Origin of the sequence: Streptomyces sp. NPDC050619, assembly GCF_040654815.1 — a bacterium.
GTDB lineage: Bacteria > Actinomycetota > Actinomycetes > Streptomycetales > Streptomycetaceae > Streptomyces.
The window spans coordinates 99,100-123,238 of record NZ_JBFAIR010000020.1 but is presented as its reverse complement, the minus strand read 5'-3'; the positions used below and the strand labels follow the sequence as shown (position 1 = coordinate 123,238).

Here is a 24,139-nt window from a genome sequence, read left to right as displayed (position 1 = left end):
CGGCCATGATGGCCTCGCCTGTTTCGACGGGCGGGGCCATCGTCGTTTCGACGGGCGGGGCCATCGTCGTCCTCAGCCGCGCCCCAGGCCGCGCCTCAGGCCGTGTCCTCAGGCCGCGACCCGCTCCTGCGCGGGCCCCGGAGTGACCTGACCGGGCCGGGAACCGGGCAGCCGCAGCGCCAGCACCACGCACAGCCCCATCAGCACGGCCCCGCAGACGAAGACCATGTCCAGGGCGGAGACGTACGCCGCCACAGCGGTCGGCCCGCTGATGGAGCCCGCGTCGCCGGGGCCGTCGTACAGCCGCGTGACGAGGGTGCCGAAAAGGGCGGCGCCGAGGGCCGTGCCCAGAGTCTGGAAGAAGCGGATGCCGGTGATGGCGACGCCGAGCTGGTGGCGGGGTGCCGCGGCCTGCACCAGCTGGATCAGCTGGCCCAGGAGCTGACCGAAGCCGACGCCGAAGAGGAGCAGCTCGGCGCGCAGCAGCCACAGCGAGGTCCCGGCGCCGGTGGTGGCCAGCAGCAGGAAGGCGACCATGGTGACGGCCGAGCCGCTGATCATGAACGTCCGCTCCGACCAGCCGCGTTCGGCGAGCTTGCCGGAGACGATGCCGATGACCGTCATGCCGGCGGCCATGGGGATGAGGTACAGCCCGGCGGAGGAGCTGGTGATGCCGCGGGCGACCTGGAGATAGATCATGACGTAGTACATCGCGCCCACCAGGGCCGTGCCGATCAGCGCCTGGATCGCGAAGCCCCAGCGCAGTTCCCGGACGCGGAACATGGACAGCGGCAGGATCGGCTGGGGCGCGGTGGTCTGGCGCCACAGGAACAGGCCGAGTGCCGCCGTGGCGGACAGCGCCAGGCCGACGACCATCGGCGACGACCAGGCGTACTCCTTGCCGCCCCACTCGGTGACCAGCAGCAGCGAGGTGGAGAAGGCGGCGGCGAGGGCCGCGCCCGGGAAGTCGATGGAGCGGCGCCCCGGGCGATCGGTGTGCCGGGGCAGCTTGATGACCGCGGCGCCTACGGCCAGGACGGCGAGGCCGAGGGGCAGGTTGACGTAGAAGACCCAGCGCCAGTTCGCGTGGTCGGCGAGCAGACCGCCGATCCAGGGCCCGAGCGCCATGCCGCCGCCGGCGACGACGCCACCCATGCCGGCGGCCTTGCCACGCTTCTCCCCGGGCCTCCTGAGGTGGGCGATCACCACCATCGTGACGCTCATCAGGCCGCCGGCCCCCAGGCCCTGCACGGCCCGGGCCGCGATGAGCTGGTCGATCGACTGGGCGGCGCCGCACAGCGCCGAGCCGAGGAGAAAGGCGCCGACCGCTGAGAGGAACACCTGTTTGGGGCCGAGGACGTCGCACAGCCTGCCGTACAGCGGGAGCATCGCGGCCGACGCCAGGGCGTAGGCGCTGACCAGCCACGGGATCTTGTCGATGCCGTGGGCGGGATCGAGGTCCCGGACGATCGGGACGGTCGCCGCGGACACGATCTGCATGTCCAGGACGGCCAGGACGATCGTGACGAGGCAGACGAGGAAGGCGATTCTGCGCTGGGTGTCGGTCATGGGCCTCACCCTGCCCGAGGAATATGTACTCAGTCAATCTTTCATCTGGGATTAAATTTCGTCTTGGTACAGTGATGTCCATGACCGAGGCGATGGGGCTGCGCGAACGCAAGAAGGTCCAGACGGCGAAGAGGATCTACCGGACCGCGGTCGCACTCTTCGCCGAGCGCGGCTTCGACAATGTCTCCGTGCAGGAGATCGCGGATGCGGCCGAGGTCTCCAAGATGACCGTCTTCAACTACTTCGGCACCAAGGAAGACCTGGTCTTCGTCCCGATGGAGGAGCATTTCGGCGACGCGGCCCGGGCGGTGCGCGAGCGTGAGCCCGGGGAGTCGGCCGTGGAGGCCGTCCGCAGGCACTTCCTGGAGATGATCGAGGGGCGCGATCCGTCGATCGGCCTGCACGGCGAGCCGTTCTCCCGCCAGGTGCGCAGGCTCATCCTGGAGACCCCGGTCCTGATGGAGCGCGCCTTCCTCGCCTCCCAGAAGGGCACACGGGAGCTGGCCGACCTGCTGGCGGAGGAGACCGGCGACCCGACCCTGGCGCTGATCGCCGCCGCGACCCTGACCGCCGCCCGCAACGCCCTCGTCGAGGAACACAACCGCCGCGTCGACGCCGGCGAGTCCCCGGAGTCGGTCGCCACGGACGCCCCCGAACTGGCCGAGCGCGCCTTCGCGTTGGTGGAGCGGGGGTTCGCGGACTATGCGCGCAAGGAATGAGCGGGCTGCGGCGTTGACGTATTACGTAGTGTTGACGTAATTACGTAGTGCCGTAATCTGGAGGGCATGGAACTGGAGGACCGCGTCACCGAGCTGGAGCGCCGGATCGCCGCGCTGGAAGGCGCGGGCGCCACCGCTCCGCGTGTCGGGGACGGGGACTTCTGGGCCCTGGAGGCACTCAAGAAGCAGCTGGCCGGTGCACGGGCCGCCGACGGCGGGGTCCTGTTCACCGGCGCCGTCCGCCTGCCGGCCGGGGAGCGGTACGAGTGGCAGCAGGCCGCCCTGACCGAGGGCCTGCTGGACGACGACTGGACCCGGGCCGCCGAGACCTTCGGGGCGCTCGGCCACCCGGTCCGGCTGCGGCTGCTCCGCGAGATCCTCGGCGGTCGCCGCACGGCGGCCGAACTGGCCGAGCTCGAAGAACTCGGCACGACCGGCCAGATCTACCACCACCTGCGCCAACTGACCGGCGCGGGCTGGCTGCACACCACCGGCCGGGGCCGCCACGAGGTCCCGGCGGGCCGGGTGGTGCCGCTGCTGGTGGCGCTGGCCACGACCCTGACCTGACTGACTGGGGGACCGATGTCCGCACGCAAGCTCGTCATGACGACCTTCCGCTTACTCCAGGTTGCCTTCCTGGCCCTGTGGGCCGCCGCCCTTTGGGTAGGTCTGCCGTATCCCGGGTTTTGGAACCTCCTCCTGCTGGTCCTGGCCTACGGCCTCGTCTTCGTCCTGAACAGGACCGGCCGTGACCGCACACCCCCGCCCCCCATCGAGGTGGCCCCGCCCGTCACCGGCCGCTGGTCCGCGCTCAACAGCCCGGCCGACCGCACCCCGAGCCACGGCGTCCACGCCTATGGCCAGACGTACGCCATCGACCTCGTCGCCGAACCCGAACCGGGCGCCCGCCCCGGTTTCCGGCTCCTGTGGCCGCTGGCCCGCCCCAGCCGCGACTTCCCCGGTTTCGGCGCCCCCGTGCTGGCCGTCGCCGACGCCACCGTCGTCAAGGCCACCGACCGCCACCGCGACCACCTCAGCCGCAACTCGCTGCCGGCCCTGCTGTACCTGTTCCTGATCGAGGGCTCGGTCCGGGAGATGCGCGGGGTGGGCCGCATCCTCGGCAACCATCTCGTGCTCGACCTCGGCGACGGCACCTACGCCGCGTACGCCCACCTGCGCCGCGACTCGCTCACCGTCGCCGAGGGCGACCGCGTCCGCGCCGGACAGCCGCTCGCCCAGTGCGGCAACTCCGGCAACTCCACGGAACCGCATCTGCACTTCCAGCTGATGGACGGCCCGGACCCGGACACCGCCCGCGGCCTCCCCTTCCGCTGGCACGGCATCGGCGTACCGAGGAACCGCGAGATCTTCGAGACGCCCGCGAAGGCGACCGCGAAGGCCCCCGCAGACAGCCCCGCAGACAGCCCCGCAGACAGCCCTGCGGACGCTCCCGGAAACACGTCCACGACAGCCTCACGGTCTGCCTAGGCTGGCCCCATGCCCCCGGCCAAAAAACGCGCCCGCACCTACGACCCCGCCAAGATCCGCACCGCGGTACTGGCCCAGTTCGGGAACGTACGACAGTCCGTACGCACCCTCTCCACCGAGCAACTGGCCCTCCCCACGCGCCTCGACGGCTGGACCGTGCGGGACCTGGCGGCGCACGTGACCATGGCCGTGGAGACCGTCAGTCGCAACCTCGACCGGGACGAACCCCCGAAACCCGAGCTCGCGCTCCTGGACTGGCCGTCCGCCACCGCCGCCCGGGCGGGGGACATCGCCGACGGTACTCGGGAACTGGCCATGGCCCACCCCGACCTCGACGCCCTCTACGCCCGCACCGAGGAGCGGATCACCGAGGCCCTCGCCACCGCCCCGGACACCCGCGTCCTCGCCGCCCGCACCGGTGCCATGACGCTGGCCGACTACCTCGTCACCCGCACCGTCGAACTGGTCGTCCACACCGACGACCTGAACGCCGCCGTGCCCGGCCTGGACATCCCCCACGACCGTCAGGCCCTCGCCGCCGCGACCCGGCTGCTGGCCGACGCGCTCGCGGCGAAGGCGCCCGGCGGCTCCACCGAGGTGCGGATCCCGCCGTACGCCGTGGTGCAGTGCGTCGAGGGACTCCGGCACACCCGGGGCACCCCGCCCAATGTCGTCGAGACCGACCCGCTGACCTGGATCCGGCTCGCGACCGGGCGCGTGGCCTGGAAGGACGCGGTCGAGGACGCCAAGGTGCGGGCCAGCGGCGAGCGGGCTGACCTCGGCGGGCTGCTGCCACTCCTGGCGTGAGTCGTCGGCCGGAAAACATAACGGGGGAACCAACCACCCCACCGGCTCCGTCGAATCGGCATGTACAGGCAGAAGCAGCGACTGATCAGGACGGCCGCCGTGGCCCTCATCCCGCTCGCGGCAGCCTGCGGGAGCGAGCAGGCGGACAGCGGGAAGGCGGACAGCGGGAGCGGCTCGGTCGGCGTCGAGCGGCCCGTCACCGGCGTCCGCTGGAACATCGACCGCGTCACCACCAAGGACAGGACCCAGCCCGTCGAGGGCGAGGCGCACCTCACCTTCGACGCGAAGAAGGGCAAGGTCGGCGGCCGGCTCGGCTGCAACCACGTCAACGCCACCGCCACGGTTCGCGACGGACATATCACTCTGGGCCGCCCGTCCACCACCCGAATGATGTGCGACGCCTCACTCATGGACACCGAACGAGCTCTGCTGACCCTCTTCAACGGTGCGCTCAGCTATCGAGTCGATCAAGATGCTCTCACTCTGACCAGCGAAAACGGCACGAGTGCGCGGGCCGTCGTCGCCAAGTGATCCACTGCGGCAGAAAGCTCGCGAGCATTCCCGCATTCGGACCAGTGGTCGATCTCGCCTACACTCGGTGGCGTGCCACGTGGTGACGGTCGACTCAGTCATGATCTGCTCCCCGGCGAGAAAGGCCCCCAGGACGCATGCGGCGTCTTCGGTGTCTGGGCTCCCGGCGAAGAGGTCGCCAAGCTCACTTACTTCGGGCTCTACGCCCTCCAGCATCGAGGCCAGGAATCCGCGGGAATCGCGGTCAGTAACGGCTCCCAGATCCTCGTCTTCAAGGACATGGGCCTCGTTTCCCAGGTCTTCGACGAGACCTCGCTCGGTTCGCTCCAGGGTCACATCGCGGTCGGTCACGCCCGCTACTCGACCACCGGCGCCTCCGTGTGGGAGAACGCCCAGCCGACGTTCCGTGCCACCGCGCACGGCTCCATCGCGCTCGGCCACAACGGCAACCTGGTCAACACGGCGCAGCTCGCCGAGATGGTCGCCGACCTCCCGAAGGACACCAACGGCCGCTCGACCCGCGTCGCGGCCACCAACGACACCGACCTGCTGACGGCCCTCCTCGCCGCCCAGGTCGACGACGACGGCAAGCCGCTGACCATCGAGGAGGCCTCCGCCAAGATCCTCCCGCAGGTCAAGGGCGCCTTCTCGCTCGTCTTCATGGACGAGCACACCGTCTACGCCGCCCGCGACCCGCAGGGCATCCGCCCGCTGGTCCTGGGCCGTCTGGAGCGCGGCTGGGTCGTCGCCTCCGAGTCCGCCGCCCTCGACATCTGCGGCGCCGCCTACGTCCGCGAGATCGAGCCGGGCGAGTTCGTCGCGATCGACGAGAACGGCCTCCGCAGCTCCCGATTCGCGGAAGCGAAGCCCAAGGGCTGCATCTTCGAGTACGTCTACCTGGCCCGCCCGGACACCGACATCGCCGGCCGGAACGTGTACCTCTCCCGGGTGGAGATGGGCCGCCGCCTCGCGAAGGAAGCCCCCGCCGAGGCCGACCTGGTCATAGCGACTCCGGAGTCCGGCACCCCCGCCGCCATCGGCTACGCGGAGGCGTCCGGCATTCCCTTCGGTGCGGGTCTGGTGAAGAACGCGTACGTCGGCCGTACGTTCATCCAGCCGTCCCAGACGATCCGTCAGCTCGGCATCCGCCTGAAGCTGAACCCGCTGAAGGAAGTCATCAAGGGCAAGCGCCTGGTCGTCGTCGACGACTCGATCGTGCGCGGCAACACCCAGCGCGCCCTGGTGCGGATGCTCCGCGAGGCCGGGGCCGCCGAGGTCCACATCCGGATCTCCTCGCCGCCCGTGAAGTGGCCCTGCTTCTTCGGCATCGACTTCGCCACCCGCGCCGAGCTCATCGCCAACGGCATGACCATCGAGGAGATCGGGATCTCCCTCGGCGCCGACTCCCTGGCGTACATCTCCATCGACGGCATGATCGAGGCGACCACCATCGCCAAGCCGAACCTCTGCCGCGCCTGCTTCGACGGCGAGTACCCGATGGATCTCCCGGACCCCGAGCTGCTGGGCAAGCAGCTCCTGGAGACCGAGCTGGCCGCCGGGCCCGCCGCCACGGCCGCGGCCGACGCGATCCGCCGCCCGTAGCCGGCCCGCCTTACCCGCCGTACGACACGAAGGTTCTCATTAGCCATGTCTGAGACAACTGGTGCCGGCTACGCAGCGGCGTCCTACAAAACAGCAGGTGTCGACATCGAAGCGGGCGACCGCGCCGTAGAGCTGATGAAGGAGTGGGTGAAGAAGACGCAGCGCCCCGAGGTCCTCGGCGGCCTCGGCGGCTTCGCCGGCCTCTTCGACGCCTCCGCCCTCAAGCGCTTCGAGCGCCCGCTGCTCGCCTCCGCCACGGACGGCGTCGGCACCAAGGTCGACCTCGCGCGCCGACTGGGCGTCTACGACACCATCGGCCACGACCTGGTCGCGATGGTCATGGACGACATCGTGGTGTGCGGCGCCGAGCCGCTGTTCATGACCGACTACATCTGCGTCGGCAAGGTCCACCCCGAGCGGGTCGCCGCCATCGTCAAGGGCATCGCCGAGGGCTGCGTGCTGGCCGGCTGCGCCCTGGTGGGCGGCGAGACGGCCGAACACCCCGGTCTGCTCGGCCCCGACGACTTCGACGTCGCCGGCGCCGGCACCGGAGTGGTGGAGGCCGACCGCCTGCTCGGCCCGGATCGCATCCGTAAGGGTGACGCGGTCATCGCCATGGCCTCCTCCGGGCTTCACTCGAACGGGTACTCGCTCGTCCGGCATGTCCTGCTGAACCAGGCCGGTCTGTCGCTGGACGCGCGGATCGAGGAGTTCGGCCGCACGCTGGGCGAGGAACTCCTGGAGCCGACCAAGATCTACTCCCTGGACTGCCTGGCGCTGACCCGCACCACCGACGTGCACGCGTTCAGCCACGTCACGGGTGGCGGACTCGCCGCCAACCTGGCCCGCGTCATCCCCGACGAGCTGCACGCGATCGTCGACCGCTCCGCCTGGACCCCCGCCCCGGTGTTCGAACTGGTCGGCAGGACCGGTCAGGTCGAACAGCTGGAGCTGGAGAAGACCCTGAACATGGGCGTCGGCATGATCGCGATCGTGCCGCAGGAGTCGGCGGACGTCGCCCTGGCGACCCTGGCCGACCGCGGGGTCGCCTCATGGATCGCGGGCGAGATCACGGACCGCGGCGACCACGCGACGGGCGCCGAGCTGACCGGCACGTACGCGGTCTAAAGCATGCGGTCCAAAAGCACCGCCTGATGTCTTCGACCGTCCTTGACGGCAGTCTTGACGGCAGTCTTGACGGCAGCGCAAAACCCGGTCCGGGAGTGGGAAACCACCCCGGACCGGGTCAAGCACAGCTGGACAGTCAAGCGCCGCGGCGTTGAGACGCAGGACCGGACTCGTCGTCCTCGTCCTCGTCGTCGTTGTACAGATCCGCGTACTGGGCGTACGGGTCGTCTTCCTCGTCGTCGTCTTCGAACGGCTCGCCATTCGGCGGTTGATTCGAAGTCGAAGCGCCCAGCTCACTGGCCAGACGCGACAGGTCTGTCCCGCCGCTGTTGTACTTCAGCTGGCGGGCGACCTTCGTCTGCTTGGCCTTGGCCCGGCCGCGCCCCATGGCTCGACCCCCTCGGTGACGGGGCTCGACGGCCCCAGAGTCTTGACACGCGTTCATGATCTGGAACGGGCTCTCCGCAGAGAGACCGGTCCGTAGGGCTTCCACGGTACCTGAGCCCGCGCCCATACGGTACGTCGCCCGCATGACGTGCCCGGCCCCAGAACCCGCGGGGAGCCCTGTCCCCGCTGGTCAACCGCGATTTTAACCACTTCTCGACGGGCGACCCGCCGACGAACGTGAGAGTTCTCTCTAACTGCCCGCCGACGGGTACCGCTCACCCGCCGAGAACCACGCCGACACGCCTCGTCAGCGCGCCCCGCGCCCCTCCGCCATCCGCTGCTCGGCGATCCGGTCGGCCGCGGCGGCCGGCGGAATACCGTCCGCCTTCGCACGTGCGAAGATGCCGAGCGTGGTGTCGTAGATCTTCGCCGCCTTCGCCTTGCACCGTTCGAAGTCGAAGCCGTGCAACTCGTCGGCGACCTGGATGACCCCGCCGGCGTTCACCACGTAGTCCGGCGCGTAGAGGATCCCGCGGTCGGCGAGGTCCTTCTCGACGCCCGGGTGGGCGAGCTGGTTGTTGGCGGCGCCGCAGACGATCCTGGCGGTGAGCGCCGGCACGGAGTCGTCGCTGAGCGCCCCGCCGAGTGCGCAGGGGGCGTAGATGTCGAGGCCCTCGACCCGGATCAGCGCGTCGGTGTGGGCGACGGCTCTCACGCCCGTCGGGTGCGCGTCGAGGATCCGCCGTACGGCCTTCTCGCGCACGTCCGTGATCACGACCTCGGCGCCCTCGTCGCGCAGATGCCGCACCAGGTGGTGGCCGACCTTGCCGACGCCAGCGATGCCGACTGTGCGGTCGCGCAGCGACGGGTCGCCCCACAGGTGCTGGGCCGAGGCCCGCATGCCCTGGTAGACGCCGTAGGCGGTCAGCACGGACGAGTCACCGGCGCCGCCGTTCTCGGGCGAGCGGCCCGTCGTCCAGCGGCACTCGCGGGCGACGACGTCCATGTCGGCGACGTACGTCCCGACGTCGCACGCGGTGACGTAGCGCCCGCCGAGCGAGGCCACGAACCGGCCGTAGGCCAGCAGCAGCTCCTCGGTCTTGTCCCGCTCCGGGTCGCCGACGATCACGGCTTTGCCGCCGCCGTGGCCGAGACCGGCCATGGCGTTCTTGTACGACATCCCGCGGGCGAGGTTCAGCGCGTCGGCGACGGCCTCGGCCTCGCTCGCGTACGGGTAGAAGCGCGTACCGCCGAGCGCGGGGCCCAGGGCGGTGGAGTGGATGGCGATGACGGCCTTGAGGCCGCTGGCACGGTCCTGGCAGAGCACGACTTGCTCATGACCCCCCTGTTCCGAACGGAACAGGGTGTGCAGTACATCAGCAGGCGCGCCGGTTACGTCGGTCACTGTGGTGACTCCTGAAGCAAGTAGCGGCGGGTGGAGACCAGCTCCCGTGTGGGTGGCGGAGGCTGTGACCATGAGATTAGACCTGGATGCCCCCGTCATCCGAGCAGTGCTCAGGATCACCCACTCCCGGACTACGTCCGTGCGACGATTTGCATAGTTTTCCCGCTCGTTTGTGTGCGGGTTTCGCAGGTTTTCCCGACAGAGGGCGGGGGAGGGAGCAGGGCGTGCCCAAGGTGTCCTCGGTGATCGTCCCGTACGCGACGTACCTTCGCGTGTACGAACCGCTGGCCGCCTTCCCGGAACCGGAACGCGGCCACTGGGCCCGCTACGCCCGCCGCGCCGACCGTCCCTCGTACCAGGACGAACTGCGCCGCTCCCTGGCCGACTTGCTGCCCACCCCGCCCGTCCCGGTGCCGGTGCACGAGAGCGGCGACGCGTTCGTGCTGGAGATCGACGGCGTGGTGTGCGTGTGCCCCTGGCGCACCCGGCTGCGCGGCTGGCAGGCGCTGGACGAGCTGGCCGAGGAGCTGCCGCCGCCCGTCCTGGACGCGGTGCTGCCCCCGGTCGTCCGGCGCCAGGCGGCCCAGGACTACGAGCGCTGGCTGGCCCGCAACCCGGACGCCCGGCCCTGGATCCGCACCGCGACCTGGCAGGTCCCGCTGAACTGGTTCGTGCTGGTCGGGGACGAGGAGCGGCGGTTCGACAAGGGATCCGGCGAGATCCCCCCGATGCTGCGCTACCGCACGCCCATGGTGCAGGCCCGCCGGCGAGTGGCGCGGGGGCTCAGGGCGCTCAGGGAGGCCATCGACGAGGGGCCGCTCATCGACGGCCTGGTGGACGTCGGGCGCTGGCTGGAGGAGTTCCACCCGCGCTCACTGGTGGAGCTGGACTACGGCGGCCTGGTGCACGTGCTGCCGACCGGCGAGCTGGAGGACGACCACTCGGCGGCGGACGTGGCCGAGGGAATCGAGGCGCTGCGGCACGGCGACGGGGTCACCGCCGGCGAGGCGTACGGGCGGCTCGTGGAGCGGTGGCGGTCGGTGCGGGATCGCCGGTCGGCGAACTGAACGTGTCCTGGGTCACGCACTGGATCACGAACTGACGTTTGACCTGACGCCCTTTTTGGGGTTTCGTCCTCGGACCGGCTTATGTCCTGAGGTTTCGTCAACAACGGACGTAGGTGCCGATACGGGCGTTCGTCTCAAGTGTGTCAAGCGTGACGGACCGCACGTACGCGGCTCTTGCGTCCCTTGCCCCTCCTCATGCCAAAATAGGACAAGGAGTCCGGGGAGGACTCCCTCCGTCCCACTGTGTTCCGGTGTGGGTGGAATCTTCGCATTGCACGCTTTGGGGGGTCTGATGACTCCTGATCGTCCTGTGACTGATCGTCACAGTGGCGTGACTGTCCGCTATGGCATGGTCCATCGGCTTCCGTGGCTGATGAACACCTGGAGGGGCAATTCCATCGGTTTGGCCGACGCGGCTGGACAGATGGTGTAGTTGTAGTGCCGAGGACAAGCCGTTCGTCCTATAACCGACTCGACTCGCGTCCGCCATTTCGGGCAACGCGGGTCAAGGTGCAGAATTTAGAGGAATGAACCGAGAAGGTTCGGTTCTCCCGAGGAGGCCGCTCATGACCGCTCGCACCCCTGATGCCGAGCCGCTGCTGACCCCGGCTGAGGTCGCCACGATGTTCCGCGTCGACCCGAAGACGGTCACGCGGTGGGCGAAGGCCGGCAAGCTCACTTCGATCCGCACGCTCGGCGGGCATCGCCGCTACCGCGAGGCGGAGGTCCGTGCTCTGCTCGCGGGCATCCCGCAGCAGCGCAGCGAGGCCTGAACAACTCAATAGCGGGCAAAACCGACAGGTCCCCCATCTGTCGCGGCGCCCGTGACCCTAGCTTCAACCGACGCGGGTTCTGCCCCAACAGAGCCCACGCCCACGCTCCTGAGGGCTTCCCGAACACTTGACAGGGTGCGTCGTCGATCGCGCTGGACTCCGCCGGGTCCAGCGCGATCTTTTTTGTGCGCGGAACGTGGGCGAACGGGCGGCTCTGTGAGCGGCCTTGTCGGAGTCTGGGGAGGGGTGTCGGATCTCCTGTGGGTCCGCCCTGACGCTGGTGCAATTGCACATATTAAATTGACCAGTTGTAGGTGAGGCGTAAGTACCGCGGTTTTCAAAACTCATGCGGTGACACCCGTCACATGCCAGAGTCCTTGTTGCCGCTGGCTCATGTGCGCTAGGAGAGGCGGGTGTTGGGCTCGTCCTCGACGCTCGCGTCCGGCGAGGCCTGCGCGGGCCGCGGCGCGGAGTCCAGCGCCAGCCGCAGCAGGCGGTGGCAGATCGGGCAGTGGCGCGTCAGGTGGCGGTAGGACGAGGCGGCCGCCAGATGCGCACGGAGCAGGGCCCGCGTCTCGTGCCTGGCCGTCGCCGCCATACGCCACCTCCAGTGGGCCGTACGGAAAGCGGGGCCCTGGTCTCTGAGTACCGGGGCACGGAGGTGCCGTCAAGACGGCGGGAACGCAACAGAGCCCGGGTCCGAAGACCCGGGCTCTGTTTGATGTTGCTGTTGCGGTCCTGACGGGATTTGAACCCGCGGCCTCCACCTTGACAGGGTGGCGAGCACTCCAAGCTGCTCCACAGGACCTGGTTTCGCGGCGCTATTTGTGCGTTGCGCTGCGAGAAGAGACTCTACAGGAGGGTGAGCCCACTGGTCGAACTCACCCAGCGTGCGGGGTGCGTTACGGCACGGCCGCGTCGATCGCCTTCACGATGCGCTTGTCGGAGACCGGGTACGCCGTGCCGAGCGCGTGCGCGAAATAGCTGACCCGGAGCTCCTCGATCATCCAGCGGATGTCCAGGACCGACGACGGAACAGGCCGGCCCTGCGGCATCTGCTCCAGGAGCCAGGCGTACTCGTCCTGCATCTCGTGGACCTTCTCCATACGGGCCGTGTCCCGCTGGACGTTCGTCGGCATCTGCTGGAGCCGCCGGTCCGCGGCGACCAGGTACCGCATCAGGTCCGGCAGCCGCCGCAGCCCCGCCGCCGTGACGAAGCCGGGCTTCACAAGGGCGTCCAGCTGCTTCCGTACGTCCTGGAGGTTCGCCAGCAGCGTGGGGCTCCGTACGCCCTTCAGACGGCGCTCACAGGCCTGCCAGGCAGCAAGGACCTGCTGCACCTGCCCCACCGTACGAACCGTCGTGTCGACGATCTCCGCGCGCACCTTCTCGTACAGCTTCCGGTACGACTCCTCGTCCCACGCCGGTCCGCCGAAGTCGCCGATCAGCTTGTCCGCCGCCGCCATCGCGCAGTCGTCGAACAGGGCCTGGATGGAGCCGTGCGGATTCGCGGACAGGGCGAGCTTCTGGGGGTTCGTCAGCTTCTCGGAGGCGAACTTCGCCGGGTTCACCGGGATGTTGCGCAGGATCAGGCGCCGCGTGCCCTTCCACATCGCCTCGGCCTGTTCCGCCTCCGTGTCGAAGAGCCGTACGGACACGGTGTCGCCGTTGTCGACCAGCGCCGGGTACGCCTTCACCGGCTGGCCGGCGCGGCGGGTCTCGAAGACGGGGGTGAGGGAGCCGATGGTCCAGTCGGTCAGGCCCGTCCGCTCGATGGCCGCACCGCCCTGCCGCTCGGCCGTCGCGGCCGCCGCCTGCGAGATGGCCTGCCTCGCCTTCGGTTTGAGCTGGAGCTTCAGCGCCTCCAGATCCTTGTCCTCGGCCAGCTTGCGGCGGCGCTCGTCGACGATCCGGAAGGTGATGCGCAGGTGGTCGGGGACCTTCGCCCAGTCGAAGTCGTCGGCGGTGAAGGGGACCCCGACCATGCGCTTGAGCTCGCGGGCCATGGTCGTGGTCAGCGGCTCCTGGAGGGGCACGGCCGTGTCCAGGAACCGCTTCGCGAAGTTCGGGGCGGGCACGTAATGGCGGCGGATCGGCTTCGGGAGGGAGCGGATCAGCTCGGTGACGACCTCTTCCCGCAGACCCGGGATCTGCCAGTCGAAGCCCTCGTCCGTGACCTGGTTGAGCACCTGGAGCGGGACGTGGACGGTCACACCGTCGGCGTCCGCGCCCGGCTCGAACTGGTAGGTGACGCGGAACTTCAACGGTCCCTGGCGCCAGGAGTCCGGATAGTCGTCCTTCGTCACCGCCTGCGCCGACTCGCGGACGAGCATCTCCCGCTCGAAGTCGAGGAAGTCGGGCTGCTCGTGCCGCTTGTGCTTCCACCAGGAGTCGAAGTGGGCGCCGGAGACGACGTGGTCGGGGACCCGCTGCTCGTAGAAGTCGAAAAGGGTCTCGTCGTCGACCACGATGTCCCGGCGCCGGGCGCGGTGCTCCAACTCCTCGACCTCGCTGAGGAGTCTTCGGTTGTCGGCGAAGAACTTGTGGTGCGTGCGCCAGTCGCCCTCCACGAGGGCGTTGCGGATGAACAGCTCGCGGCTGACCTCGGGGTCGATCCGGCCGTAGTTGACCTTCCGCTGGGCGATGATCGGTACGCCGTACAGCGTGACCTTCTCGTACGCCATCACGGCCGCCTGGTCCTTCTCCCAGTGCGGTTCGCTGTACGTCCGCTTGAGCAGGTGCTCGGCGAGCGGCTCGACCCACTCGGGCTCGATCTTCGCGTTGACGCGGGCCCAGAGGCGGGAGGTCTCCACCAGCTCGGCGGACATCACGAAGCGCGGGGTCTTCTTGAAGAGAGCCGAACCGGGGAAGATCGCGAACTTGGCGTTCCGTGCGCCCAGGTACTCGTTCTTGTTGCCGTCCTTGACGTCCTTCATCCCGACGTGCGAGAGCAGGCCGGCGAGGAGGGAGACGTGGACGCGGTCGGCGGGGGCGTCGTCTTCGCTGAGGTGGATCCCCATCTGCTTGGCGACGGTCCTCAACTGCGAATAGATGTCCTGCCATTCGCGAATGCGCAGGAAGTTCAGGTACTCCTGCTTGCACATACGCCGGAAGGAAGACGAGCCGCGTTCTTTCTGCTGCTCGCGGATGTACCGCCACAGGTTGAGGTAGGCGAGGAAGTCGCTCGTCTCGTCCTTGAAGCGGGCGTGCTGCTGGTCGGCCTGGGTCTGTTTGTCGGCGGGGCGTTCGCGCGGGTCCTGGATGGACAGCGCGGCCGCTATGACCATGACCTCGCGGACACAGCCGTTCTTGTCGGCCTCCAGGACCATGCGCGCCAGCCGCGGGTCGACGGGAAGCTGCGCGAGCTTGCGGCCGGTGTCCGTGAGCCGTTTGCGTGCGTCCTTCTGCGCCGGGTCCAGGGCGCCCAGTTCCTGGAGCAGTTGGACGCCGTCGCGGATGTTGCGGTGGTCCGGCGGGTCGATGAAGGGGAACTTCTCGATCTCGCCGAGGCCGGCGGCCGTCATCTGAAGGATGACGCTCGCCAGGTTCGTACGGAGGATCTCCGCGTCCGTGAACTCCGGGCGGGCCGCGAAGTCCTCCTCGCTGTAGAGGCGGATGCAGATACCGTCGCTGGTCCGCCCGCAGCGGCCCTTGCGCTGGTTGGCGCTGGCCTGGGAGACCGCCTCGATGGGGAGCCGCTGGACCTTGGTGCGGTGGCTGTAGCGGGAGATACGGGCGAAGCCGGGGTCGATGACGTACTTGATGCCCGGGACGGTGAGGGAGGTCTCGGCGACGTTGGTCGCCAGGACGATGCGGCGGCCGGTGTGCTGCTGGAAGACGCGATGCTGCTCGGCGTGCGAGAGCCGCGCGTAGAGCGGCAGTACTTCCGTGAACCGGTAGTTCTTCTTCACCAGCGCGTCCGCGGTGTCGCGGATCTCCCGCTCTCCCGAGAGGAAGACGAGGATGTCGCCCTTGCCCTCGGCCTGGAGCTCCTCGACGGCATCGCAGATCGCGGTGATCTGGTCCCGGTCGGCGTCGTCGCCGTCCTCTTCGAGGAGGGGCCGATAACGCACTTCGACGGGGTACGTCCGCCCGCTGACCTCGACGATCGGGGCGTCGCCGAAATGCCGGGAGAAGCGCTCGGGATCGATGGTCGCGGAGGTGATGACGACTTTCAGGTCCGGCCGCTTGGGCAGCAGCTGAGCGAGATACCCCAGCAGGAAGTCGATGTTCAGGGACCGCTCGTGAGCCTCGTCGATGATGATCGTGTCGTAGGCGCGCAGCTCACGGTCGGTCTGGATCTCGGCGAGCAGGATGCCGTCCGTCATCAGCTTGACGAAGGTCCCCTCCGGATTCACCTGGTCGGTGAACCGCACCTTCCAGCCGACGGCCTCTCCGAGAGGTGTGTCCAGCTCCTCGGCGACCCGCTCGGCGACGGTACGGGCGGCGATCCGGCGGGGCTGGGTGTGCCCGATCATGCCCTTGACGCCTCGCCCCAGCTCGAGACAGATCTTGGGAATCTGGGTGGTCTTGCCGGACCCGGTCTCACCGGCGACGATGACGACCTGGTGATCACGGATGGCCTCGGCGATCACGTCCTTCTTCTGGCTGACGGGCAGCTGCTCGGGGTAGCTGACGGCGGGCACGCGCTCGCGCCGCCGGCTCATCCGCTCCTCGGCCCGTGCGACCTCCGTCTCGATCTCGGCGACCACGGCGGCCCGGGCCTCCGGCTTACGGATCTTGCGCGCACCTTCGAGCCTGCGCCCGAGCCGGTGCGCATCGCGCAGGGACAGCTCGGTCAGGCGGGGGGCGAGGGCGCCGAGGGCGGGGGTGCCCGGCGCGGGGGTGCCGGGGGCGGAGTGCGTAGACATACGGGATCCAGGATCTCATCCCGGGGATTTTCGTGGCGAACGCTTTTGGGAGGCATGAGAAACGGTGGCATGAGAAACGCCCCCTCCGGTCTCCCGGAGAGGGCGTCTGTTGTGGCTGGGGCCGGGATCGAACCGGCGACCTACCGCTTTTCAGGCGGTCGCTCGTACCAACTGAGCTACCCAGCCACGAGGTTTCACGTGAAACCCCAGCGGTCCTGACGGGATTTGAACCCGCGGCCTCCACCTTGACAGGGTGGCGAGCACTCCAAACTGCTCCACAGGACCAAGCATGCGTACGACAGTGTCGCACACTGCGACTGTCGGACTACCTCGCCTTCGTCGCCGGACTGGTGGTTCCCAGTGACCGGTTGGAGGTTGGCTGGCGTGCCGATGTCGCTGGAAAAGCGTATCAGACCACGGGGCGTGCTCAGCGCACTTAAGGAGCGGCTCGACGGCCCCTGCGGTCAGGAGGTTTCGCAGGTCAATGCGGCGTAGAAGGCGGTGAGCTTGGCGACGGCCGGGGTGACGTGCTCGTCCTTGTCGTAGAGGGAGATGTGGGTGCCGCCGTCGATGACGAAGAGTTCCTTGGGCTCGGCTGCCTTCTCGATGGCTTCGCGGCTGATGTACGCCGTGTTCGCGTCGGATCCGATGATCATCAACAGAGGGCGGGGCGAGATGAGGTGGATCAGGGCGTACGAGTCGTACTGGATGAGCTGGTCGAGGCTGCGGACGGGCCAGGGCTGGACCGCGCGGGGGTGGTGACCGCGTGGGGTGCGGTAGTACTCGTGGGTCTCGGCGTCCACGGCCTCGGTGATCCATTCCTGCCGGGGGACGGCCTCGCCGCGGGCCTCCGCGGTGCGTGCGGCTCCGGCGAGCTCGAGCAGGGAGCGCGTGGTCCGCGGGTCCTGGGTGCGGCCGAGGCCGTCGCGCATCACCGATCCCAGGTCTCCCGCGCTGACCGTGGCGACGGCCTTGATGCGCAGGTCGGTCTGGGCGGCGTAGGGGACGTAGCCGCCGGAGGCGCAGATACCCAGAGCGCCGATCCGGTCGGGATCGATCTCCTCGCGGGTGGTCAGGAAGCTCACGGCGGACTTGACGTCCTCGGCGCGCTGGAAGGGGTCCTCCAGACCGCGCGGCTCGCCCTCGCTCTCGCCCTGGTAGGCGGCGTCGAAGACCAGCGCGGCGAAGCCCTCGCGGGCCAGGCGCTCGGCGTAGATGCTCGCGGTCTGCTCCTTCACGCCGCCGCCCGGGTGGGAGACGACGATGGCCGCAAGCCGCTCGGCGGGGGGTGTGTCGGGCAGGAAGAGGGTGCCGGCGAGCTTGAGATCGCTGCTGAGGAAGGTGACGTCTGTCTTCATGTCCTCGACCCTGGCAGGCGGGCCGCGCTGGGATAAGGGGACAGAACTGGCCCCCTCACCGGCCCGGCTCCCGGTGCCAGACTTGCTCGCGTGAGCAGTGAACTGGGTGACTTCCTCAAGGCCCGGCGCAGGGAGCTGAGCCCCGCGACGGCCGGGCTCCCCGACGACGGGCGGCGGCGGGTCCCGGGCCTGCGCCGGGAGGAGGTCGCCCTGCTGGCGTCGATCAGCCCCGGCTACTACACCCGCCTGGAACAAGGGCGTCGCCGGGCCTCCGAGCCGGTGCTGGACGCCCTCGCCCGCGTGCTGCGGCTCAGTGAGGACGAGCGTGCCTACCTGTACGAGCTCTCGGGCAAGGACGCCGGCCGACCGCGCCGGCGGCCCACTCAACGGGTCCAGCCGCAGCTGCGGCGCCTGCTCGACGATCTCACCGACACCCCGGCCCTCGTCCTTGGCCGGTGCACCGACATCCTGGCGTGGAATCCGCCGGCGGCCGCGCTGTTCACCGACTTCGCGCTCCTTCCGGAGAGCGGACGCAATTTCGTGCGCCTGGTGTTCTGCGACCCGAAGGTGCGGGCCCTGTATGTCGACTGGGACTACATGGCGCGGGCCTGCGTGGCGCAGCTGCGGATGGAGGCGGCCCGGGACCCGGAGGATCCGCGCCTGGCGATGCTGGTGGGAGAACTGTCGGTGCGGGACCCGGACTTCCGGACATGGTGGGGCGACCATCGCGTGGCCGTGCGGACCGCGGGCACCAAGGCCCTGCGCCACCCGGTGGTCGGCGAACTCGCCCTTGACTGGTCCACACTGACTGACGCGGCCGACCCGGACCAGCAGCTCATCGCCCTGACCGCCGAGCCCGGCACGCCCTCTCACGACGGCCTGCGTCTCCTGGGCGCCGTCACCGCGGAACCATCCGCGTCGCCACGGTAGTCGGACGGCCAGGAGATGGTCCGCGGGGGTGCACGGGGAGGGTCGGCTCGCGGTGGCAGGGCTCAGATCGACGTGATCGGCGGCTCGTCGACGGGCAGTGGCAGCGCGACGATACGGCGTGCCTCGGCTTCTTCCATGCCGAACATCCGCAGCACGTTGAGCACGCTCTGGTCGGCGATGTCGTCGACCGAGGCCTGCGGGTCGACGTCGCACAGGTGCATCGTGGCGATCAGGCAGCCCGCCGTGCAGGCGAGCGCGACCCCGACGTCCTCGGTGACGAAGCGGCCGGCGGCGATCGCCGCCTCGATGTCGCGGCGGGCGTGTGCCGCGTGGCCGTACGACGCGGAGAGCAGCGCGCCCTTGCCGCTCATCAGCACCCGTGCCATCCGGGGGCGCGTGCGGATCAGGCGGCCGGTCAGCCGCATCGACGTCGCGAAGACCACGGCCGGGTCGTCGACGTCCGCGAGCAGGCCGTCGAGCCATGCGGCGTGGGCCTCGAGCGCCTCGGCGATCGCCGCGTCGAGCAGCTCGGCCTTGGACGAGAAGTGGTTGTAGAACGAGCCGAAGCCGACGTCGGCCGCCTCGGTGATCTGCTGGATGCTGACCTCGAGGTCGCCGCGCTGGGCGTAGATCTCCTGCGCGGCCTCGATCAGCGCCGCACGCGTGCGCAGCTTGCGCCGCTCTCCACGTGACGGTGGCCGTTCTGACATGGCCGGAATCGTATCCGGGCCGACCGCCGGCTCACCCATCGGTTGCTGACCAGGTGAGCGCCGGGCTCGCGCCGGTGAGCCCGGCGCCCTGCCTCAGCCGCCGGTGGCGACCGCCTCGCGCAGCCGGGCCAGCTCCTTGTACATGACCTCACCCGGGCAGTCCGTCTCCAGCCAGTCCTGGTGGCCGCTGATCTCCGCGACCTCCTTCGGTGTGCCGTTGACCGGGTTCGTGTACGTCACGGTCGCCTGCGGGTCGACGCCGTGGACGCGCACCAAGGCCCGGACCAGGCCGGTGAGCGAGCTGCGGGCGGCGTCTGTGGGCCCCTGCTCCATCAGGTTGCCGAGCAGGGCGATGCCGAGGTTGCCGGAGTTGAAGCCGACGGTGTGGAAGGCGGTGACCAGCTTGCTGTCGGCGTCGTGCGCGGGCATTGCGTCCTCACCGGAGTAGCGGCCCTCGTAGATGATGCCCGCCTCGTCGATGAGGAAGTGGTAGCCGATGTCGCCCCAGTCGTTGGTGACGGCGTGCAGCTCGTAGATTCCGCGGACCGTGGCGGCCGGGTCCGGGTCGGCGTTGACCGTGGCGGTGTGGTGCACGGTGATGGTCTGGAACGGGTAGTACTCGGTCGGCGTGTTCTCCGTGCCGTCCGGCTTGAACCGCAGCGACTCGTCGGCGCCCCAGGCCGGCCGGGACCGATAGGCGAGGCCCCGTATCCGGGTCGTGTCGGCCGGGACGGCCATGGTGCGCTGCGGGCCGCGCGTGGTGTCGAGGGCCAGCGAGCGCAGGCCGGTGGCGCCTTCGGGGGCCTTCAGCTCGTAGCCGGAGGCCTGGTCGGCGGGGACGAGTAACGCGCCGCCGTTCGCGTCCGAGCAGCCGCTGGCGCTGAGCGCGCGCCACTCGCCCGGCTTGCCGTCGGCGTCGCGCAGGCGGATGCCGCCGCCGGTGGCCTTGGGCGTTCCCTCCCAGCGGACGCCCACATAGCCGATCGGGAAGGCGGCCTCGACGAGTGCCTCACCGGTGGCCGTCTTGGCCCGGGTCTTGGGGAAGGCCTCGGAGGTGGTGCCGGGCTTGGCGTCGTCGATGTCGGCGGCCGTGGGCTCGGCGTCGTTCGTCGTGGCCATCACGGTCGGCGTGATCACCGCACCGGCGGCGACCGCGCCCGCGGCACCGATCAGGGAGCGCCGGGCGACGCGGGTCTTTGTCCGGTGTTGGGGTGACGTGGGGGGAACTGTCACGGTGGTTCCTCAATCATGAGTCGACGTACGAAAGGACTGACTCCTGAGGCCACAACAGCCCCTGAGGCCAGTTGAGTTGAAGACGCAAAAGGGAGCGTAGGGGTTCGGTCGCCGTGACTGAAGGGAAGCCAGTCGGGTACGAAACTGTTTCGTTTTTGTCGTGTTAACCGTATCGTTCACCTCGGGAAGGTGAGTGGGGTGGCGGCAGCGCCACACGTACCCCGGACCAGCGCTTCCCTGGCCTGAGCACTTGAGAGGCAGCAACCATGACCACCACCGGAACAGGCGGCCTTCGGGCCCGGATCCGTACCAAGGACGGCTGGGCCGTGCCGCACGCCGTGCTGACCGTCACCGACATGGCGGGCCGGCAGACACTCCGCCAGGGGGCAGCGCAGGACGGTCTCGTGGCGACCGACGCCCTGGCACCCGGAACGTACACCGCGATCGTCACCGCCGTCGGCTACGGCCCGGTCGCCGCCACCGCCATCGTGACCGCCTCCGGTGGCGCCGACCTCGGCTCGCTCGTGCTGGCCCGCGCCGGGGGCGTGGAGCTTCCGCCGCCCGGGCCGTGGACGATCGACCCGGCGCACTCCACGGTGACCGCGGCCGCCCAGCACCTCGGGCTGACCAGCGTGCACGGCCGTTTCAAGGAGTTCGGCGGACGCATCGAGGTCGCTCAGAACCCGCTGTCGTCGAGCGTGGAGGCGGTCATCGAGGCCGCCTCGATCGACACGGGCAACGCGATGCGCGACGACCACCTGCGCTCCGCGGACTTTCTCGACGCGGACGTCCACCCCAAGATCACCTACCGCAGCACGGGCCTCGCCCCGGCGGGCGAGGCCCGCTGGACCGTGCACGGCGAACTCGCCCTGCACGGCGTGGCCCGGTCCGTCGATCTGGACCTGTCCTACCTGGGCACCGGCCCGGACCCGTGGGGCGGTGTGCGGGCGTCGTTCCGCGCGACCACCGAACTGCGGCGCGAGGACTTCGCCATGAACTACAACCAGGTCGTCCAGGCGGGCATCGCGGCCATCGGCGCCACCCTGCGCGTGGAGCTCGACATCCAGGCCGTCCAGGGTGAGCAACTGCCGCCTGTCGCCTGACAGAAGCGGCCGTGGATACCCGTAAACGCCCGTACACACCACAGCGTCCGCCGCCCGGTTCTTCCGGGCGGCGGACGCTGTCGTCACCGTGTCGACCGGTGTCGCTAGGCCTCCTTGTGGCCCAGCAGGATGTCGACGTCCTCCCCGCTGCCGTTCAGCGTGACCGACGTGGCCACCGGCGGGTAGCCGCTGGCGATCACGGTGTACTGGTCGCTGGAGAGGTCGGTGAAGGCGTAGCTTCCGTCGACGCTCGTGGTGCGCGTCCCGACGACGTTCCCGGCGGCGTCGATCAGCGTGACCTGGGCGTCGTCCAGCGACCGCCCGTCGGAGGTGTGCACCGTGCCGCGCAGGGTCGCCGCGGCGGCGAGCTGGATGTCGCAGCGGGCGGTGTCGGCGGAGACGGTGGCCGGCACGGCGGCCGGGCGGTGGCCGGGCGCGCTGACGCTGACCGTGTAGTCCCCGGGCAGCAGGTCGCCCAACCGGTAACCGCCGTCCATTCCGGTCGTGGTGGAGGCCGTCACGTCACCGCGCTGGTCGGTGGCCAGCACCAGCGCGCCGGGCAGGGCCTCGCCGTCCCCGGCGCGCACCGTACCGGCCAGGCCACCCGAGCTGGGCAGGACCACGAGATCGTGGGAGACGGGTGCGCCGTTCAGGCTCAGGGTGACGACCTGTGGCTGGTAACCGGGCGCGGAGCCGATGAGGACCAGGCTGCCGCGCTCGGACGTGTCCACGGCGTACGTGCCGTCCGCACCGGAGGTGGCACGGGCCAGCTGGTGCCCCGACCTGTCCAGCAGGGTGATCGCGGTGCGGGGTACGGGTGCGCCCGCCCTGTCCCGCACCTGTCCGCTGACGATGCCCGTACCGCTCACGCCCGTACCGTCCACGCCCGTCTCGAAGGCGCTGACGGCCGCGGGCGTGGCCGGATCCGGGGCGGGGGCCGGAGCCTCGACCTGCGCCTCGGACTCCTCCGCGGCCACGCTCGCGCTCTTCTTCGAGCGGAACAGCAGCGCCGTGATGATCACGGCCACGGCGAAGAAGCCGGCCGACCACCAATAGGCGACCTCGTAGCTGTGCAGCGCCGCGTTCGCCTTGACCATCGGGTCGGACAGGTGGTCCGCCACGTAGTTGGTGGCGGCGGTGGCGGCCAGGGTGTTCAGCAGCGCGGTGCTGATCGAACCGCCCACCTGCTGGGTGGTGTTGAGGGCCGCCGAGGCCACGCCCTGGTCGCTCGCCTGCACCCCCAGGGTGGCGTAGCTCATCGCCGGGGGCATCGACATGCCGAGCCCCGCGCCGATCAGCAGCAGCGGCCCCAGCACGTGCGCCGCGTAGCTGCTGTCCAGGTCGAGGCGAGTCAGCCAGACCATGCCGCCAAGGGCGAGCAGCAGGCCGGTGGGCACGACGATCTTGGGACCGATCTTCGGCACCAGCCAGTTGGTGGATATCTGCGCCAGCACCATCAGCGCGGCCACCATCGGCAGGAAGGCCACGCCGTTCTTCACCGGCGAGTAGCCCAGCGTCGACTGCAGGTAGTAGGTGAGGAAGAGGAAGACGCCGAACATCCCGGCGGACGAGATGAGGATGGTCGACAGGGCGGCCGCGCGGTCGCGGTCGGCCAGGACGCGCAGGGGCAGCACGGGGTGCTTGGCACGGGTCTGCCAGAAGAAGAACGCCAGCAGCAGGACGGCGCCCCCGGCGAGGAAGCCCCAGGTCATCCAGTTGTCCCAGTCGTGCGTCTCCGCGTTGGCGAAGCCGTAGACGATGCCGAACAGGCCGCCGGAGACCAGGATGACACCGAAGATGTCCAGCTTCGGCCGCTCGGCCGGGACGGAGCGGCCGAGGAAGACGATCGCGCCGATCAGCGCCGGAACCGCGATGATGTCGTTGACGTACAGCGTCCAGCGCCAGTCCAGGTACTCGGTGAGCACACCGCCGAGGACCAGGCCGACGGCCGCGCCGGAGCCGGCGATGGCACCGAATATGCCGAACGCCTTGGCACGTTCCTTGGCTTCTGTGAACGTCGTGGTCAGCAGGGAGAGCGCCGCCGGAGCGAGCAGGGCGCCGAACAGACCCTGCACCGCGCGGGCGACGACCAGCATGGTGAAGCCGTTGGCCGCGCCGCCGAGCGCGGAGGCGGCGGCGAAGCCGACGAGGCCGACGATGAAGGTCGTCTTGCGGCCGAAGAGGTCGGCGAGCCGGCCGCCGAGCAGCAGCAGACTGCCGAAGGCCAGGGAGTAGGCGGTGACGATCCACTGCCGCCCGTTGTTGTCGAAGCCCAGGTCCTGCTGGGCGGACGGCAGCGCGATGTTCACGATGGTGGCGTCGAGTACGACCATGAGCTGGGCGAGGCCGATCACGGCCAGCGCCCACCATCGGTGCTTCGGCGGGGCATGAGTGTGGTCGGACGACCCGGCCTGGACGGAGGCGGCGGCCGGAATGGCTTCCACGATGGTGCTCCCCT

20 protein-coding genes and 3 tRNA genes are annotated in these 24,139 nt (G+C 69.7%); 11 read left to right on the top strand and 12 right to left on the bottom strand.

Going from position 1 to position 24,139, the window contains the following annotated elements; translation table 11 throughout:
- Positions 1–108: 108 nt before the first annotated feature.
- Positions 109–1,569, bottom strand: coding sequence for an MFS transporter (locus AB0I77_RS30020; RefSeq protein ID WP_363285861.1), 1,461 nt, complete (start codon positions 1,567–1,569; stop codon positions 109–111).
- An 80-nt stretch (positions 1,570–1,649) separates the two neighbouring features.
- On the opposite strand from AB0I77_RS30020, the gene AB0I77_RS30015 reads away from it, so the two are divergent.
- From AB0I77_RS30015 to purM, 7 genes are all read left to right on the top strand, one after another.
- The gene (locus AB0I77_RS30015; protein WP_363285860.1) at positions 1,650–2,288 is read left to right on the top strand and encodes a helix-turn-helix domain-containing protein; all 639 of its coding nucleotides are present in this window, start codon (positions 1,650–1,652) and stop codon (positions 2,286–2,288) included.
- A 66-nt stretch (positions 2,289–2,354) separates the two neighbouring features.
- Entirely contained in the window at positions 2,355–2,855 is a 501-nt protein-coding gene (locus AB0I77_RS30010) for a helix-turn-helix domain-containing protein (protein ID WP_363285859.1), read from the top strand.
- Between the two features lie 15 nt (positions 2,856–2,870).
- Positions 2,871–3,776 carry a M23 family metallopeptidase gene (locus tag AB0I77_RS30005; RefSeq protein ID WP_363285858.1) on the top strand — a complete coding sequence of 302 codons (906 nt, stop codon included), beginning with the start codon at positions 2,871–2,873 and terminating at the stop codon, positions 3,774–3,776.
- A gap of 9 nt (positions 3,777–3,785) precedes the next feature.
- Positions 3,786–4,583: a sterol carrier family protein gene (locus tag AB0I77_RS30000; protein ID WP_363285857.1), complete on the top strand. Its 798-nt coding sequence runs from the start codon at positions 3,786–3,788 to the stop codon at positions 4,581–4,583.
- A 60-nt stretch (positions 4,584–4,643) separates the two neighbouring features.
- Positions 4,644–5,114 carry an META domain-containing protein gene (locus AB0I77_RS29995; protein WP_363285856.1) on the top strand — a complete coding sequence of 157 codons (471 nt, stop codon included), beginning with the start codon at positions 4,644–4,646 and terminating at the stop codon, positions 5,112–5,114.
- Positions 5,115–5,186: 72 nt separating this feature from the next.
- Complete coding sequence (gene purF, locus AB0I77_RS29990) at positions 5,187–6,716, top strand: amidophosphoribosyltransferase (RefSeq protein WP_363285855.1); 1,530 nt, start codon at positions 5,187–5,189, stop codon at positions 6,714–6,716.
- Between the two features lie 45 nt (positions 6,717–6,761).
- Complete coding sequence (gene purM, locus AB0I77_RS29985) at positions 6,762–7,844, top strand: phosphoribosylformylglycinamidine cyclo-ligase (RefSeq protein WP_363285854.1); 1,083 nt, start codon at positions 6,762–6,764, stop codon at positions 7,842–7,844.
- 136 nt (positions 7,845–7,980) lie between these two features.
- On the opposite strand, the gene AB0I77_RS29980 is transcribed toward purM, so the two are convergent.
- Positions 7,981–8,232: a DUF3073 domain-containing protein gene (locus AB0I77_RS29980; protein ID WP_363285853.1), complete on the bottom strand. Its 252-nt coding sequence runs from the start codon at positions 8,230–8,232 to the stop codon at positions 7,981–7,983.
- Between the two features lie 306 nt (positions 8,233–8,538).
- A complete protein-coding gene (locus tag AB0I77_RS29975) occupies positions 8,539–9,636 on the bottom strand; it encodes a Glu/Leu/Phe/Val dehydrogenase dimerization domain-containing protein (RefSeq protein ID WP_363285852.1) in 1,098 nt (365 codons plus the stop codon).
- Positions 9,637–9,860: 224 nt separating this feature from the next.
- Here AB0I77_RS29975 and AB0I77_RS29970 point away from each other — a divergent pair, with 224 nt between their 5' ends.
- Entirely contained in the window at positions 9,861–10,703 is an 843-nt protein-coding gene (locus tag AB0I77_RS29970) for a hypothetical protein (protein ID WP_363285851.1), read from the top strand.
- Positions 10,704–11,269: 566 nt separating this feature from the next.
- Positions 11,270–11,476 (top strand): developmental transcriptional regulator BldC, encoded by a 207-nt coding sequence (gene bldC, locus AB0I77_RS29965; protein WP_003949541.1) that lies wholly within the window; start codon positions 11,270–11,272, stop codon positions 11,474–11,476.
- 400 nt (positions 11,477–11,876) lie between these two features.
- On the opposite strand, the gene AB0I77_RS29960 is transcribed toward bldC, so the two are convergent.
- The 6 genes from AB0I77_RS29960 to AB0I77_RS29935 form a co-directional block, all read right to left on the bottom strand.
- Positions 11,877–12,074, bottom strand: a complete 198-nt coding sequence (locus AB0I77_RS29960) for a DUF6274 family protein (RefSeq protein ID WP_363285850.1) — start codon at positions 12,072–12,074, stop codon at positions 11,877–11,879.
- A gap of 135 nt (positions 12,075–12,209) precedes the next feature.
- Positions 12,210–12,284: transfer RNA gene (locus tag AB0I77_RS29955), tRNA-Asp, on the bottom strand.
- 94 nt (positions 12,285–12,378) lie between these two features.
- Entirely contained in the window at positions 12,379–16,347 is a 3,969-nt protein-coding gene (gene hrpA / locus AB0I77_RS29950) for an ATP-dependent RNA helicase HrpA (protein WP_363285849.1), read from the bottom strand.
- Between the two features lie 112 nt (positions 16,348–16,459).
- Positions 16,460–16,533, bottom strand: a tRNA-Phe gene (locus AB0I77_RS29945).
- 24 nt (positions 16,534–16,557) lie between these two features.
- Positions 16,558–16,632: transfer RNA gene (locus AB0I77_RS29940), tRNA-Asp, on the bottom strand.
- A 179-nt stretch (positions 16,633–16,811) separates the two neighbouring features.
- Positions 16,812–17,705 (bottom strand): alpha/beta hydrolase, encoded by an 894-nt coding sequence (locus AB0I77_RS29935; RefSeq protein WP_363285848.1) that lies wholly within the window; start codon positions 17,703–17,705, stop codon positions 16,812–16,814.
- Between the two features lie 90 nt (positions 17,706–17,795).
- Here AB0I77_RS29935 and AB0I77_RS29930 point away from each other — a divergent pair, with 90 nt between their 5' ends.
- Positions 17,796–18,635: a helix-turn-helix domain-containing protein gene (locus AB0I77_RS29930; protein ID WP_363285847.1), complete on the top strand. Its 840-nt coding sequence runs from the start codon at positions 17,796–17,798 to the stop codon at positions 18,633–18,635.
- Positions 18,636–18,697: 62 nt separating this feature from the next.
- On the opposite strand, the gene AB0I77_RS29925 is transcribed toward AB0I77_RS29930, so the two are convergent.
- Positions 18,698–19,345 (bottom strand): TetR/AcrR family transcriptional regulator, encoded by a 648-nt coding sequence (locus tag AB0I77_RS29925; RefSeq protein WP_363285846.1) that lies wholly within the window; start codon positions 19,343–19,345, stop codon positions 18,698–18,700.
- A 93-nt stretch (positions 19,346–19,438) separates the two neighbouring features.
- A complete protein-coding gene (locus AB0I77_RS29920) occupies positions 19,439–20,578 on the bottom strand; it encodes a peptidoglycan recognition family protein (RefSeq protein ID WP_363285845.1) in 1,140 nt (379 codons plus the stop codon).
- Between the two features lie 266 nt (positions 20,579–20,844).
- Between AB0I77_RS29920 and AB0I77_RS29915 the strand changes: the two genes are divergently transcribed.
- Positions 20,845–21,681: a YceI family protein gene (locus AB0I77_RS29915; protein WP_363285844.1), complete on the top strand. Its 837-nt coding sequence runs from the start codon at positions 20,845–20,847 to the stop codon at positions 21,679–21,681.
- A gap of 104 nt (positions 21,682–21,785) precedes the next feature.
- Here the strand turns inward: AB0I77_RS29915 and AB0I77_RS29910 are convergent, their stop codons facing one another.
- The gene (locus AB0I77_RS29910) at positions 21,786–24,116 is read right to left on the bottom strand and encodes an MFS transporter (RefSeq protein WP_363285936.1); all 2,331 of its coding nucleotides are present in this window, start codon (positions 24,114–24,116) and stop codon (positions 21,786–21,788) included.
- Positions 24,117–24,139 lie beyond the last annotated feature (23 nt).

Excerpts from the sequence above, each read along its gene's own strand:
- AB0I77_RS29980 (WP_363285853.1), bottom strand. The coding sequence starts at position 8,232 with ATGGGGCGCGGCCGGGCCAAGGCCAAGCAGACGAAGGTCGCCCGCCAG.
- AB0I77_RS30010 (WP_363285859.1), top strand. The coding sequence starts at position 2,355 with ATGGAACTGGAGGACCGCGTCACCGAGCTGGAGCGCCGGATCGCCGCG.
- AB0I77_RS29960 (WP_363285850.1), bottom strand. The coding sequence starts at position 12,074 with ATGGCGGCGACGGCCAGGCACGAGACGCGGGCCCTGCTCCGTGCGCAT.
- AB0I77_RS30000 (WP_363285857.1), top strand. The coding sequence starts at position 3,786 with ATGCCCCCGGCCAAAAAACGCGCCCGCACCTACGACCCCGCCAAGATC.
- AB0I77_RS29935 (WP_363285848.1), bottom strand. The coding sequence starts at position 17,705 with ATGAAGACAGACGTCACCTTCCTCAGCAGCGATCTCAAGCTCGCCGGC.
- bldC (WP_003949541.1), top strand. The coding sequence starts at position 11,270 with ATGACCGCTCGCACCCCTGATGCCGAGCCGCTGCTGACCCCGGCTGAG.
- AB0I77_RS29995 (WP_363285856.1), top strand. The coding sequence starts at position 4,644 with ATGTACAGGCAGAAGCAGCGACTGATCAGGACGGCCGCCGTGGCCCTC.
- AB0I77_RS30015 (WP_363285860.1), top strand. The coding sequence starts at position 1,650 with ATGACCGAGGCGATGGGGCTGCGCGAACGCAAGAAGGTCCAGACGGCG.
- AB0I77_RS30020 (WP_363285861.1), bottom strand. The coding sequence starts at position 1,569 with ATGACCGACACCCAGCGCAGAATCGCCTTCCTCGTCTGCCTCGTCACG.
- AB0I77_RS30005 (WP_363285858.1), top strand. The coding sequence starts at position 2,871 with ATGTCCGCACGCAAGCTCGTCATGACGACCTTCCGCTTACTCCAGGTT.
- AB0I77_RS29925 (WP_363285846.1), bottom strand. The coding sequence starts at position 19,345 with ATGTCAGAACGGCCACCGTCACGTGGAGAGCGGCGCAAGCTGCGCACG.
- purM (WP_363285854.1), top strand. The coding sequence starts at position 6,762 with ATGTCTGAGACAACTGGTGCCGGCTACGCAGCGGCGTCCTACAAAACA.
- AB0I77_RS29915 (WP_363285844.1), top strand. The coding sequence starts at position 20,845 with ATGACCACCACCGGAACAGGCGGCCTTCGGGCCCGGATCCGTACCAAG.
- hrpA (WP_363285849.1), bottom strand. The coding sequence starts at position 16,347 with ATGTCTACGCACTCCGCCCCCGGCACCCCCGCGCCGGGCACCCCCGCC.